12 protein-coding genes are annotated in these 14,118 nt (G+C 28.1%); 4 read left to right on the forward strand and 8 right to left on the reverse strand.

The features are described from left to right. Positions 1-10: 10 nt before the first annotated feature. Genes FYJ26_RS03740 through FYJ26_RS03755 form a run of 4 tightly spaced genes read right to left on the reverse strand, consistent with a single transcriptional unit; the run spans position 11 to position 4,883 of the window. Positions 11-1,438 (reverse strand): FGGY family carbohydrate kinase, encoded by a 1,428-nt coding sequence (locus tag FYJ26_RS03740; RefSeq protein ID WP_326831237.1) that lies wholly within the window; start codon positions 1,436-1,438, stop codon positions 11-13. Continuing rightward, positions 1,439-2,416, reverse strand: coding sequence for an NAD(P)-dependent oxidoreductase (locus tag FYJ26_RS03745; protein ID WP_154539745.1), 978 nt, complete (start codon positions 2,414-2,416; stop codon positions 1,439-1,441). It abuts the gene before it with no gap. A gap of 21 nt (positions 2,417-2,437) precedes the next feature. Next, the gene (mtnK, locus tag FYJ26_RS03750; protein WP_154539747.1) at positions 2,438-3,613 is read right to left on the reverse strand and encodes an S-methyl-5-thioribose kinase; all 1,176 of its coding nucleotides are present in this window, start codon (positions 3,611-3,613) and stop codon (positions 2,438-2,440) included. A gap of 7 nt (positions 3,614-3,620) precedes the next feature. Next, positions 3,621-4,883, reverse strand: a complete 1,263-nt coding sequence (locus FYJ26_RS03755; protein ID WP_229771206.1) for a Na+/H+ antiporter NhaC family protein — start codon at positions 4,881-4,883, stop codon at positions 3,621-3,623. 245 nt (positions 4,884-5,128) lie between these two features. Here FYJ26_RS03755 and FYJ26_RS03760 point away from each other — a divergent pair, with 245 nt between their 5' ends. Next, positions 5,129-5,896, forward strand: a complete 768-nt coding sequence (locus tag FYJ26_RS03760; protein WP_154539749.1) for a DeoR/GlpR family DNA-binding transcription regulator — start codon at positions 5,129-5,131, stop codon at positions 5,894-5,896. A 572-nt stretch (positions 5,897-6,468) separates the two neighbouring features. Here the strand turns inward: FYJ26_RS03760 and megL are convergent. Beyond that, complete coding sequence (megL, locus tag FYJ26_RS03765) at positions 6,469-7,665, reverse strand: methionine gamma-lyase (RefSeq protein ID WP_154539751.1); 1,197 nt, start codon at positions 7,663-7,665, stop codon at positions 6,469-6,471. Between the two features lie 73 nt (positions 7,666-7,738). On the opposite strand from megL, the gene FYJ26_RS03770 reads away from it, so the two are divergent. Further along, entirely contained in the window at positions 7,739-8,656 is a 918-nt protein-coding gene (locus tag FYJ26_RS03770; RefSeq protein ID WP_154539753.1) for a LysR family transcriptional regulator, read from the forward strand. Here FYJ26_RS03770 and FYJ26_RS03775 read toward each other — a convergent pair. Then, on the reverse strand, positions 8,619-10,013 hold the full coding sequence (locus FYJ26_RS03775; protein WP_154539755.1) for a Na+/H+ antiporter NhaC family protein: 1,395 nt from the start codon (positions 10,011-10,013) through the stop codon (positions 8,619-8,621). The two genes, FYJ26_RS03770 and FYJ26_RS03775, sit on opposite strands and share 38 nt — an antisense overlap. A 408-nt stretch (positions 10,014-10,421) precedes the next feature. On the opposite strand from FYJ26_RS03775, the gene FYJ26_RS03780 reads away from it, so the two are divergent. Next, on the forward strand, positions 10,422-11,444 hold the full coding sequence (locus FYJ26_RS03780) for an ABC transporter ATP-binding protein (protein ID WP_195837844.1): 1,023 nt from the start codon (positions 10,422-10,424) through the stop codon (positions 11,442-11,444). Further along, a complete protein-coding gene (locus FYJ26_RS03785) occupies positions 11,441-12,010 on the forward strand; it encodes an ATP-binding cassette domain-containing protein (RefSeq protein WP_154539759.1) in 570 nt (189 codons plus the stop codon). The genes FYJ26_RS03780 and FYJ26_RS03785 overlap by 4 nt, the downstream gene beginning before the upstream one ends. Before the next feature lie 29 nt (positions 12,011-12,039). Here FYJ26_RS03785 and FYJ26_RS03790 read toward each other — a convergent pair whose 3' ends face one another. Next, positions 12,040-13,383, reverse strand: a complete 1,344-nt coding sequence (locus FYJ26_RS03790; protein ID WP_154539761.1) for a hemolysin family protein — start codon at positions 13,381-13,383, stop codon at positions 12,040-12,042. Positions 13,384-13,472: 89 nt separating this feature from the next. Beyond that, entirely contained in the window at positions 13,473-14,117 is a 645-nt protein-coding gene (locus FYJ26_RS03795; RefSeq protein ID WP_154539763.1) for a V-type ATP synthase subunit D, read from the reverse strand. Position 14,118 lies beyond the last annotated feature (1 nt).

Here is a 14,118-nt window from a genome sequence, read left to right on the forward strand (position 1 = left end):
TTCTCCTTAATTATTTTTTAAAAATATTATGTTCTATCCATTTATTATAATAATTTTTTATTAATTTATAATTACTAGGATTATATTCTTCATTTTCATTATTAAAATTGTTATTACTATGATTGAAATATTCATTGCATATCTCAAGTAAGCCAAATAAAGTTGCATCATTAAAATGTTTTGGTAATATAATTGATTTTCGACTTAAATTTGACAGCATCTTTATTAATAGTTTAGATTTAAATCCATTTCCCATTCCAATAATGTTAATATATTTTCTTTTATTAATTTTTTCCATTTCTATTAAGTTTATATATATAGAACATGCTATATCAGCAAGTATCGCTAATGCGAAATCTATATCTTCTATTTTACTGTCAAGTGGTGTCTTTAATATAAAAGATCCTGAATTCTTCTTTAAACTTCTAATTCTCGAAGTTGATGTTAGATTTGCAATTACTTTTATATCTTTTATTTTATCGCAAAGTTTTTCAATTTCTTCATATGTTAAACTTTCAAAATATATATCTTTAAAATTCTGATAATTTAACCCTGTTATACCAGGGTTAAATTCTGAAATATAACCATCACCTTTTAAAAAAGAATTTATCCAAGTCTCTTTAGAATCCATATTTGGAAGATTTTTTGAAAAGCTAATAATAGGTGTAGTTGTACCAGAAATTACATACAATGAATTGTATTGATTTGGATAAATCTTCATAGCAACTTGCGTATCAGCTCCTCCTACAATAAATATGGCATCTGATAATTGACTGAATTTTTTTACCCATTCTCTTTTTATTTTTCCTAAACTAAAGCCAGAATTAACTTTTTTAGGTGGTGATAAACTTTCTAATTCAAAAATTTTAGCTATATCATATGAATAATCTAAATCATTTAAATCATATAATTGAGTATCAGTTGCTTGACTAGGTTCTATGGTCAGCTTTCCGGTAAATTCAAATGCTATCCACTCACTAACACTTGTGAAACTATAAATATCATTATACTCAGTTTTATATACATTTTTATAACCTAAGATTTTTGCTGCAGGAAAATCTTCAGTTAACTTTTTCCCAGTTCTTTCATATATATTTTTATATTCAATATTAGATATATATTCTCTACCTCTATTATCAATATTTGGTAAACCGATTACAGCTTTGTTATCATTATTAATCAACACTACAGATTGTCTTGTACTTGAAGAAGAAATAGCTGATATTTTTTTATCAAAATTTGACAATAACTTTAATAATGCTCCCTCAAATTTTTTCATATATTCATTTGGTAAAAAATAGATTGAATCATTGTAATTGTAGTCAATTCGATAATGATTTTTAAACTTTTCAGACTTTAAAACTTTACCATCCTCTTCTATAATGGACAATTTACTATTTCCAGTTCCTATATCAATTAGAAGATAAAAATTTTTCACTTAAATAATCTCCTTATTATAAATTATTTTTAATAAATCTTCTCCTTTAAACCATTTGAATATTCTTTCATTTAATATTTTAGATTGATGTGATGTAACCTGAAAAGTAGCACCTCCAATATGAGGAGTCAATATTACATTATTATTTTTTAGAAAATCCAGTTCACTATACTTAGGAGGTTCTTTAGGTAAAACATCTAGTATTACAGTTATTTTTTTATTTTTTATAATATTTATTAAATCATTGTTATTTATTACTTGTGATCTGGAACTATTAATTAAAATGCCTCCTTCTTTTATATAATTTAAAAGCTTATAATCTATCATATTGTTTGTTTCTGAATTCACTGGTAAATGTATACTAATTATATCTGACTCTTTAAAAATATCTTCTAAGTTCTTTTCTTTGTATTTTTCTATATCTTTAACATATGGATCATAATAAGAAATATTTGCTCCAAAACTAGTTAATAAATTTGCTAAACTTTTTCCAACCGCTCCAAGTCCAACTATCCCTACTTCTTTGTTATATATTTCTTGACCCATCCAAGTGTAATATGGTGTAGTGCCTTCCTTCCATTCACCATCTTTTATCCATTCTATAGAAGGTAAAATATTTCTATAGCTCATTATTATCATACCTACTATATATTCTGCAACAGCAATAGAGTTTCTACCCGGCGTACATATTACTGGTAGTTTATGCATATTGCATGCATTTATATCAATATTTGCTGGATTTGACCTACAATCTCCTATTAACTTAAGATTTTTGTATGAGTCTAATACTTTATTTGTAACCCTATCTAATTCTGTTATTAGGACATCTGGATTTACTCTATTTAAATTGTCTATCATTTCATTTTCATAAAATCTCTCTCCAGTGAGTGTCCAGGGTTCATATATAACTTCATCAAAAATATTTTTCAAATCTATTAGATTATTTTCAGAATAAGGTGCTCTAACATAAACTTTCATAATTATATCTCCTTATATCTTTTATAAATTATTTATATAATCAACTACTTCTTTACCATATTTTATTTTGTACCTATTTAATATTAAGTATTTACCAAAATTAATTAGCAATATGTCTAATTTTTTTCTTTTATCTCTATCTTTCAAAGAAGTTATTTCTTCCACTTTAGAATCTCCTATATCCCTTCTAATAATTTCAGTTCCTGCATATCCAAATGAATCTGCTATAACCTCACTAATATAGGTTTGCTTAAATAATTCGTTTTTAAAGTATTCATTTTTAATATACTTATCATATGCATCATATAACTTAAATATGGTCATATCTATTGTTTCTTCTAATAATTTATTCAACGCGTTTTTTCTTTTATCTTTTAGTATCAAACTATTTGCTAAAGCAAAAGAAATATTTCCCCAAACATTTCCAATGTCATAGCCCATAGGTCCGTAGAAAGAAAACTCTGGATCAATAACTTTTATGCCATTTTCATTAACAAATATACTACCAGTATGTAGATCACCATGAATTAAAGCTTGGGAATTACTTTGAAAATTATCCTTAAGTTTCAATACTTCACATATCAATTTTTTATCTTCATAAATATTTTGTTCTACATATTTAATCAAATCCTTATTAATAATATTTCTATCTTTATAATTAAAATAGGGTTCTGTCAATACAAGATCTTCAGTTATATCACATAAATCAGGATTTATAAATTTCTTGACATTTAACTTTTTCTCTTTTCTAGATAAAACATAATCTGTCATTGGAATTAAAGTTCTTTTTAAAAATTCAGACAAAGAATCTGATAAGTGATTATATATATTTCCCTTTTTTAATTCTTTTCTTAGGTTTTTATAAGAAGAGATATCTTCCATTATTATCACTGATCTTTCTTTATCATAAAAATAAACCTTAGGTACAGAGCCTGGATAATTTTTATATTGAGATATTAAAGCATTATATTCTATTTCACTTCTATTTATATCTAGAGGTCTACCTGATGATCTCAAATATACATCAGACTGTTTTACTATTATTGATTTTCCAGAATTATTATCACTTACTTTAAAAACATAATTTATATTCCCATCACCTATTTCTATACATTTTAAGTTATCACTATCTTTAAAAAAATTATGATTGCGAACATAATCCAATATTTCTAAATTGCTTAATAATTTTGATTTCATAGCTATCTCACTTCCTGTTTATATTATCTCGAGTTTTTATTTTAGGAAAACCTACAAATATAAATGCTATACCAAATATTGCCAACAAAATACTATACCATGAATAAGGAACAATAGATAAAGTTGATATCTCTGCTATTCCTGCTGCTAATAAAATTTGTCCTGCCCATGGAGTAATTCCATTACCTATGCTTGCAAATAAATCAAGAATACTCGCTGTTCTTACTCTATCTACACCAAATTCATCTGAAATATCTCTTGCTATAGGCCCTACAGTTATTATTGCAATCGTATTATTAGTTGTTGCTACATCTACTAAAAATACTAAAAAAGCGATAGCTAGTTCGGCACCACTTCTACCTTTAACGTTTCTAGTCAATCTATAAAGCAACCAGTCTATGCCTCCTAAATAATGCATTAACGCAACCAATCCACCTACCATTACAGCAATTACAGCCATGTCCTCCATCGCAATTATTCCTTCTCCTAAAATTCCAAATGCTTCTATCAATGTAAAAGTGCCTTGGAATATCCCAATAATTACTCCAACTAATATTGCAGATCCCATAGCTAATATTACATGAACTCCAATTAATGATAATCCTATAACTAATATGTAAGGCAATAACTGGATAAAATCCCAAGAAAGATTTTCATTAGATATGTTAGATGAACTTGACATAAAACCAAGTAATAGCAGAGTTATAATCACTGCTGGTAATACCATTAGAAAGTTAGCTCTAAATTTATCTTTCATTTCAACTTCTTGAGTTCTTGTTGCTGCTATAGTGGTATCAGAAATAAAAGATAAATTATCTCCAAACATTGCTGAGCCTACTACAGTACCACACATCAATGGCATCAATATCCCTGTAGAGTTTGCTAATGCAACACCTATTGGCATTAAAGCCGTTACAGTACCCATAGAAGTTCCCATAGAAAAACTTAAGATACAACCTATTATAAATACACCTGGTAAAATCATACTCTGAGGTAACAAACTCAAGCCTAAGTTTGTAACTGATTTAACAGCTCCCATTCTATCAGCAACAAGATAGAACATCCCGGCTTCTAAGAAAATTAGAAACATTAATATTAATGTATCATCGCCACCACCTTTACAAAACATGGTTACTAACTCATCAAAACTTAAATTTCCTTTAGATTTTTTTATAGAAAATATAAAAGCAAATATACAAGCTATTAATATTCCTACATTTAAAGGTAAGGAACTAGCACTACCTGTCATTATTGTTATTAATATGTACAAAAATATAAATATTAATAATGGAACTAAACCAAAAAAACTACCTTTTTTTCTTTCTTCTTTCATTTTTTCTCCTTTCGTTTTTTTCTTCATAAAAACGTTTGCTTCTTTCAATCATAATACCACATTATTAAATAAAAGTAAACAATATATTGGAGATTTTTTGGTATTTTGTGGTTTTTTTGTTTGAGATAATTATGATACAATTTATACTATAATAGTTAAAATATAAAAATTTAAGGATTAATATGTTAAAGATAGATAGACAAAATAAAATTTTAGATTTATTAAAAAGAAATGATAGTGTATTAGTAACTGAATTAAGTGATTTTTTTAATTGCTCTGATGAAACAATTAGAAGAGATTTAAAAGAATTAGAAAAATCTAATTTACTTACAAGGACGCATGGAGGTGCTTTTTTAACTCAAAAGAATGATAAAACATATCCTACGAAAATAAGAAATATCTTATTATTAAAAGAGAAAATTAGAATATGTAAAAAAGCTCTAGAAATTATTGATAATAACGACTTTATTTTTCTAGATTCTAGTACAACCTGTTATCAACTAGCTAAATTCATACTTGAATCTGGTTTAAGTGTAACAATTGCTACAAACTCTTTTATAATATCACAATTATGTACTCAGAAAAAAAACGATATAAATCTTATAGTTTTAGGAGGTTATTTAAGGAACAATAATATGTCTACTGTTGGCGTAGAAGCTGTAGAGCAAATAAATAATTATTTTGCAGACAAGTGTTTTATTTCTCCACCAAAAGTAAATTTAGAAAAAGGTATTTTTGATAATAATATTTTAGAATCAAAAGTAAGAGAAGCTATGATAACAAATTCAAATAAAAAAATTATTTTAGCTGATAATACAAAATTTCAATCAATAACTAATTACAAAATTACGAATACTAGCAATTTCGATTTATTAATTTCAGATATAGAATTATCAACAAATAAAAATGATATTTTAAAAAAATATAACGTTAAATTTATTCAGGCCTAGTTATTATATTAAAAAATTGTAGATTATTCAATGAATAAATTAAAAAATTTTAATTTATTAAAAATAATTAAACCAAGTCTAATTAATTTTAGAATGTGTAAAATCTTGTATACAGTAACAGAATATTTAAAGCTACAAAAAGAACATTTATTTAGTGATAGTAGAGGACAATCCATATATAGTATTACATACTGAAATCAAACGCCATTCTACTTATCAGTATTCTTTAAAAAAGATGATTTGATATTAGAAAAAATTAGAAAATATTAAAATTTATTTAAGTTAGTGTGTCTTTTTGTGGAAAAGTTAGGTTTTGTATATAATAAACTTACAAGTTTTTTCAAATATAATACAAAATATATTGATTTTATTAATAAATATTAAATAGTAAAAATGGAATAATAATAGATAATGTAAATCTAATAAGCCAAGGTTTTAACAAGGTCTATATGCTTGAAGGCTCTATGGTCTTTTTGGAAAAATATGTGGATGTTTTAGGACTTGATTTATTGGAAAGATAAAAGAAAAACTCGATTAAGCCAAATTTGCTATAATCGAGTTTTTTAATATTTTTATTTAATTTTATCTAAGGCTTGTAATAAATCTTCTATTATATCTTCACTATCTTCAAGTCCTACTGAAAGTCTTATAAGTCCTGGTGCAATTCCAGCTTCTTTTAATTCTTCTTCTGTATAGGTTGAATGAGTCATGCTTGCAGGGTGCTCTATTAATGTTTCACAATCTCCAAGACTTACTGCAAGTGAGCATAGTTTAACATTGTTCATAACAATCCTACCAGATTCTATACCTCCCTTTACTTCAAAGGCAATCATAGCACCAAAGTCTTTCATTTGTTTTTTAGCTATGTCATGATTTTTAAAATCAGAAAGTCCTGGATAGTATATTTTTTCTATATTTTTGTTTCCTTTTAGAGCTTCTACTATTTTTTTAGCATTCTCCACGTGTTTTTTCATACGAACTTCTAAAGTCTTCATACCTCTAAAGATTAAAAAGGCATCATGAGCTGAAAGTACTGAACCTGTAAAGTCTTTTTGACCAACAAATCTTACTTGGGTCATTAATTCTTTGCTTCCTGCAGAAAATCCCGCAACAACATCTCCATGTCCATTTAGGTATTTGGTGGCAGAGTGAACTACTATATCTGCCCCAAGTTTTAATGGATTTTGTAGGTAAGGGGTTGCGAAAGTATTATCTACTATAACCAAAGTATCAGAACTATTTTGCTTGGCTAAGTTCGCTACAGCTTTTATGTCAATAATATCAAGAGTAGGGTTTGCCGGTGTTTCAAGATAGATTATTCTTGTGTTATCTTTTACAGACTTTTTAAGCTCATTAATGTCTGTCATATCTATAAAATCAACATCTACATTGAATTTTTTTATTTCATTTAAAAAGGCAAAGGTACATCCATAAAGGGTTTTACAAGCTAATATATGATCTCCAGCCTTAATAAATGGCCAAATTGATGATGTTATTGCACCCATTCCTGATGATGTGGATACAGCAGCTTCTGCTCCTTCTAGGGCGGCAAGTTTTTCTTCTAGGGCATTGTTAGTTGGATTTCCAAGTCTTGAGTATATATATCCACCCTCTTCTAGGGCAAATCTTCTTCCTCCTTGTTCGGCATTATCAAATATAAAAGTTGAAGTTTGATATATAGGAAGTCCTAAAGAACCAAACCCATCTTTATATGATCCTTTATGTATTGTATTAGTTGCAAATCCTCTTTCTTTTTTAATATCTGTCATTTTTTATCCTTTCTTATTTTTACAAAACAAATTACATATAATATAATAAATTCAAAACATATTAGGAGGTATTATGAATTTAACTAAAATTTATTACGCTATTGAAGTTTCTAAAACTGGTTCTATTTCAAAGGCTGCTAAAAAGCTTTACACATCTCAACCTGCAATCTCTATGGCCATAAATGATTTGGAAAGAGAATTGGGATTTAAGATTTTCAAAAGATCTAATGCAGGCACTCAAACTACAGCCAAGGGCCTTGAATATCTGATTAAATGCCAAGACTTAATCAAAAAATACAAGGAAATTCAAAGACAATATGCTCCTATCAATAAAGATGCTAATGAACTTAGTGTTTCAAGCCAACATTTTAACTTTGCAGTATCTGCCTTTATGAAACTAATAAGCCTTCATAAGGATCAAGTCTTTAAATTCTACCTTAAGGAAACCACCTCTCTCGATGCTATTAGAAATGTTGAAAACGATTATTCTGAAATTGCCTTTATTTATATAAATGACTCATATAAGAAGGCAATATTTGATCTTTTTAGGGAAAAATCCCTAAATTATACTTCTATAGCCCAAGTTATACCTCACGTTTTCTTAAATAAAGACCACCCTCTTGCAAATAAGGAAGTTATAAGTATAGAAAGTCTATATGACTACCCTATGATAATCTACGAACAAGACGAATCCGAGATTTTGCCTGAGGAGTTTATAACTCTTCCAAATCATAAGCAGATAATCTATACCCAGGATAGAGGAACATCTCTTGGACTTATTTCTAACACAAAGGCATTCAATATTGGTACTGGATGCATACACCCTAATAGCGGTTATGATAATATAAAAACTATAAGGCTTGAAAATCCTGATAATCTTTCTATGGATATAGGTTACGTATATAAGACTCAAAGAAGACTTTCTCCTCTTTGTAAACAGTACCTATCTTTGATTAAAAAAGAGCTTGTTCTGTGTCTTCCAGATTTTTAAGATGATTGGCAATCTTTGATTCCGGCATATCATATTCAAAGTTCCACTTATCCTTAGCCTTAGTAAATGGTATATAGATTGATATTATGGAAATTATAGCTAGGATAAATTGATACCAGAAAAATGGTATAAGCTCAAAAGGTGCAACAAGTCCATTAGTAAAACCTGCTGCTATAAGAACTTGGGCTCCATATGGCACAAAACCTTGAAATACACATGAAAATGTATCTAAGAGAGAGGCTGATCTTCTTGGATCAATCTTATATTCATTGCACATCTTCTTTGCTATAGGACCTGAAATAATTATGGCTACAGTATTGTTTGCTACTGCAATATCCGCTAAAGATACAAGCGATGCAATCCCCAATTCTCCAGATTTTTCATCCTTGGCAAATTTTCTAATCTTTGCAATTATCCAATTAATTCCTCCCTCTTTGGAAACCATATTAGAAAGACCTCCTATAAGCATGGATAAGAGAAATATCTCAAACATTCCTGTAAAACCTTCCCACATGGTTTGAGTTAGGGCCAAAAGATTAAAACCATTGTTTATAAGAAGAACAATGCCTGATAAAATTATGCCACCTGTAAGCACTAAAAATACATTAACACCCATAAGTGCAACTACTAGTACAAATATGTAAGGTATAATCTCAATAATATTATAAGTTAAGTCAGATGCTTGAGCTTGTGTTTCAGGTTTACCGAAGATTAATAACAAGATAAAAGTTATTATTCCAGATGGTAAAGCCATTTTCATATTCATCCTAAACTTATCTTTCATATCACAATTTTGAGTTCTTGTAGCTGCTATGGTCGTATCGGATATAACTGAAAGATTGTCACCAAACATAGACCCACCTACTAAAGAACCCAACATTAAAGCAAGGTTTATTCCTCCTGATGTTGCAAGTCCAACCGCTATTGGACCTAAAGCTGTAATTGTGCCAACCGATGAGCCTGTAGCAATAGAGATAAAACAAGCTATCAAAAATACACCAGCCGTCAAAAACCTAGCGGGTATAAATGATAGTCCCAAACCTACTACTGAATCTACACCACCAGAGGCATTGGCTACAGTAGAAAAGGCTCCAGCCAATAAGTAAATCAAACACATTATAATTATGTTTGAATCTCCACAACCTTCAATCAGATTATCAAACTTTTCATCAATACTTCCCTTAAATAATAAAAATGCACTTATAATACCAACAAAGGCTGCAATTGGTGCTGGTAGTTGGTAAAAAGCCATCTCAACATTATTTAAATGTAGAATGATACCAGTAGATAAATAGATTAGTACAAAAACTAGAAATGGTATCAAGGCTTTGCCCGATATTTTATCATTGTTTTTCAAAACACATCTCCTTTCTAATGATTACGTTTTCATAAATATGATATATCTGAATTTACTTTTTGTAAAATATATGATTGTTATAAGGTCTATAAGAAAAATTTATATACTAAAAAATACACCTTTTGTTATATATTGTTTTATTGTTATGTTTTTTTTTATCAAAAAATTGACAATTTTTTAGGTATGATACTATATAAAATATAAATATTATTCTATATAATATTAGAAACAATAAAAAAATCTTCTAATTTAGGAATTAATGAGCCTATATTCATTGTCACTAATTGTCTAAGCTATGAGATAATTTATATAGATGAAAATTTTGAAACTATGGAATATGAAGAATTCAAAAATGATAACACCGAAAGATTTTTTGTAGAAGAAAGTAATAAAAAGTGGAGTTTTAAAATGAAAAAATACATATACAAATACAAATCAAATCTACTCTTATCTACTTTTTTTGGCATATTAGAAGTATATTTTATCTATCTTTATAGTCTAAAGTCTGCTGAATTTGTTGATATTATAATAAAAAATGACAATCCCAATATAGGAAAAGTTTGTATTACTACAATAATTTATATAGCTTTTTCTTATATTTCATTTTATATTTCAGAATTAAATTGCCAAAAATTTGCTAATAGTATAAGTTTTGAATTAAGACATGATTATTTTGAAGGTTTGTATGAAAATAAAATTTCTTCTTTTTATTTAAGTAAAAAAGAAAATTATATTACGGATATAGACCAAAATATCGATCAACTTAGGTTAGATTATTTAATGAATTTGCCTAATTCTATAAAGGGTATTGGTCAAGTTCTTGTGTATTTGATTGCATTATATAAGATACATATAATTATTTTAACTCTTACTATAGTATTTGTAATTTTTCCTGCTATGATTAGCAAAATCTTTTCTAAGAAGATTTCAAATTTAAGAATACTAAGATCAAACAAACATTCAATATATCTAAGTAGACTAAATGAATTATTGGATGGTTTTTTGCTTATAAAAGAATCTAATAGCAAAAAGTTTTTTATAAAAAGATTTGATGAATCTAATAAAAGTTTGCTAGATGCAAGAAAAAAATTGAATTTATCAACTTCTATTTTGTATGAATCTATGTTTGCTCTAAATTTATTATCAGCAATGCTTATTATTTTATTTGCATCTATTCTTGTAAGTAAGGGACATATATCTTTAAAAGAACTTATTGCATCTATTACTTTGGTTTCTATTTCAACAAATGCTATAGCTGAAGCTTTTAGATATACAAGCAATGTTTTTTCAACAAAAGAGATAAAAAATTTGGTTTTAGAAAAACTTCCTAAAAAAGATTTTATCAAAAAAGATAAACTTAAGCCAAAACTTGATTTAAATATTAAAAATCTTGATTTCTCCTATGATAATAATAAGATTTTTCTAATTTGAGTATTGATATTAAGGAAAATAAATCTTATGCAATAATAGGAAAATCAGGTTCTGGAAAATCATCTCTTGCTAAAATCCTTATGAAAATAAATGAAAATTATAAAGGGGATATTAGTTTTGATAATGGTGATTTTAGAGATTTTAGTGAGTTAGAAATATATTCTCTAATCTACTATATTCCACAAAATCCAATAGTCTTCAATATGAACTTGTTGGAAAATATTGTTTTAGGAAGTAGTGATTATGATAGAAATGAAGTTTTGGATATAATAAAAAAAGTAGATTTAGATTATTTGCTTTCACAAAAAAAAGATGAGAAACTTGATAGTAATTCTCTTTCTGGTGGGGAGAAAAAGAAGTTAGAGATTGCAAGGGCAATTTATAAAAATGATAAATTAATTATATTTGATGAACCTCAAACAGGTCTTGATCCTAAATCATCCCAAACTATCGACAATCTAATTTTTTCTATGGATGATATAACAAGAATTGTTATAACTCACAAGCAAGATTGTGATTATTTGAATAAGTTTGATAGGATTATCAATATAGAAGATTATAAGTAGATTATTGTAAACAAAAGCACTACCATGTATTATGCGGTAGTGCTTTCTTCTTTTTCTTTATTGATTTTTTTTATTCTTACTATTTTTATTCTAGTTTCTTCAATATAGAGAATTTTAAATTCATATCCCTTATAGATTACTTTTTTATCGCTGCTATCATCATCCGGTATATATCCCAATTTATCGATTAAAAATCCAGCTACCGTATCATATTGATCATCATCTTCATCTATGTCTATATCAAGTATTTCGTTTAAATCTCTTATTGATGTTGAACCTTTTACTATATAAGAGCCCTTTGTTGATGTTCTTATATCAGGTAGGTCCTTATCATAAGTATCATCCATATCTCCTACTATCTCTTCTACCAAGTCCTCCATGGTAACAATTCCTGAAAATCCACCATACTCATCTATAAGAATTGCCATATGTATATGGTCTTTTTGCATCTGTTGGAAGAGTTTGTCAGTTTCTATCTTTTCTGGAACAAAAAAAGCTGGTTTTATAAGTTTTCTTATATCTACGCTTTTTATACCAACATCTATTGCCTCAAGCAGATAGTCTTTGGTATATATTATACCTAATACATTATCAAGATCTTCATCATAGACAGGTATTCTTGAATGTTTAAGTTTTATAAATTCATCTAGATATTTTCTTTGCCTATCTTTTATATCTATCATGAATACTTCAGGTCTTGCTGTCATTATCTCTTCTGCCCATACATCATCAAATTCCATGATTGAGTTAATCATCTTAGACTCTAGGGGTCTTAGGACTCCTTGGTCTTCTCCAACTTGGACAATAGATTTAATTTGTTCAGTTGTAACTTCCTTTTCTATGGCTTTGCTTTCTATGCCAAAAATTGCCATAATTAGGTTAGTTACTTTATTTACAATACCTACAAAGGCTTTGTTTATAAAAAGAATAAAGCTTGCCAATAACCTAGTGCTTTTAGCTATCTGATATGGGTTTCTTATACCTATCCTTTGTGGAATCATGTTAGCAAATATTCTTTTTATAACTACAAATACAACTACCATCATTAGCATTATGACAATTTGCATAAAGTCTGATTCCCTATTAAGAAATATCTTTAAAGATGTATTGATATTTAATAAAAGATATGCCATAGTTATAATTGATAGTACTGCATCTTGAAAATTTTGGGTTTGCATTAGTCTTTGTTGGTCTTGAGATAATTTTAAGATGTCTTTCGCCTCATCATCTCCATCTTCCGCCATATCTCTTAGTCTTTGGTGGTTTAGACTTGTAAATGCCGAAAACATCATATTAATTGTTGCATTTATAAAAATAAGGGCCAAAACAACTATGAAAATTTTTATATTCGCGTAGGGTCCTTCTGTATCCATTACATTCTCCTTGTTTTATGTATTTTATAAAAGGACGTTTTTAAACGTCCCATTATTCTACTAAACTACGAATTTTCCTATATTCAAGACTAAGCTTGATCTGATATTATATCTTTTACTTTCATAAGCCTTGATATAGTAGCTCTTTCGTTTTCTTCTAGTTTAGCTCTTATATATTTTATAGTTTCTTCAAGATCAGGTATAGTTCTATATTCTAGGGCATTTACCCTTCTTCTTGTTCCTTCTATCTCGTCTGCCATAAGCTGAGTTGTCTTTTCAAGCTCTGCTAATTTCAAAAGCTTATCCATAACCTCATTTAGACCCTCTATAGCCGTATCAAGTTCTGCTGATGTTTGGGCAAGACCATATGGGTAGATGGATGCATTTTCATTGTCACCCTTTTTTATCTTAAATTCCATAGCAGGAATCCTTACGCTCATGACATTTTTTGTCTTTATATCTACCCCCACTTTTTGGGTCGGAAAGCTAACTGCCTCTTCAAGAAATTCTGGACTCATAAGTGATGAGGCTACTAGAAAGTCCTTTGATGAGTTTTTTAAGAGTTTTTCAACTTCTTCACGAAGTTTTTTATTTTCCCTAATCTTTTCTAGGAATTGTCTCATAAGCTCATCTTGCTTGTCTTTTAAAAGCTTGTATCCCCTAGTCGAAGTAGCCAATCTCTTCTTTAAGGTATTTAAGTTCATCCTTGTAGGAGTTACATTAAGCCTAGCCATG

It is taken from the genome of Anaerococcus porci (assembly GCF_009696575.1).
Classification (GTDB): Bacteria; Bacillota; Clostridia; order Tissierellales; family Peptoniphilaceae; genus Anaerococcus; species Anaerococcus porci.

Excerpts from the sequence above, each read along its gene's own strand:
- FYJ26_RS03745 (WP_154539745.1), bottom strand. The coding sequence starts at position 2,416 with ATGAAAGTTTATGTTAGAGCACCTTATTCTGAAAATAATCTAATAGAT.
- mtnK (WP_154539747.1), bottom strand. The coding sequence starts at position 3,613 with ATGAAATCAAAATTATTAAGCAATTTAGAAATATTGGATTATGTTCGC.
- FYJ26_RS03760 (WP_154539749.1), top strand. The coding sequence starts at position 5,129 with ATGTTAAAGATAGATAGACAAAATAAAATTTTAGATTTATTAAAAAGA.
- megL (WP_154539751.1), bottom strand. The coding sequence starts at position 7,665 with ATGACAGATATTAAAAAAGAAAGAGGATTTGCAACTAATACAATACAT.
- FYJ26_RS03770 (WP_154539753.1), top strand. The coding sequence starts at position 7,739 with ATGAATTTAACTAAAATTTATTACGCTATTGAAGTTTCTAAAACTGGT.
- FYJ26_RS03780 (WP_195837844.1), top strand. The coding sequence starts at position 10,422 with ATGAAAAAATACATATACAAATACAAATCAAATCTACTCTTATCTACT.
- FYJ26_RS03790 (WP_154539761.1), bottom strand. The coding sequence starts at position 13,383 with ATGGATACAGAAGGACCCTACGCGAATATAAAAATTTTCATAGTTGTT.
- FYJ26_RS03795 (WP_154539763.1), bottom strand. The coding sequence starts at position 14,117 with ATGGCTAGGCTTAATGTAACTCCTACAAGGATGAACTTAAATACCTTA.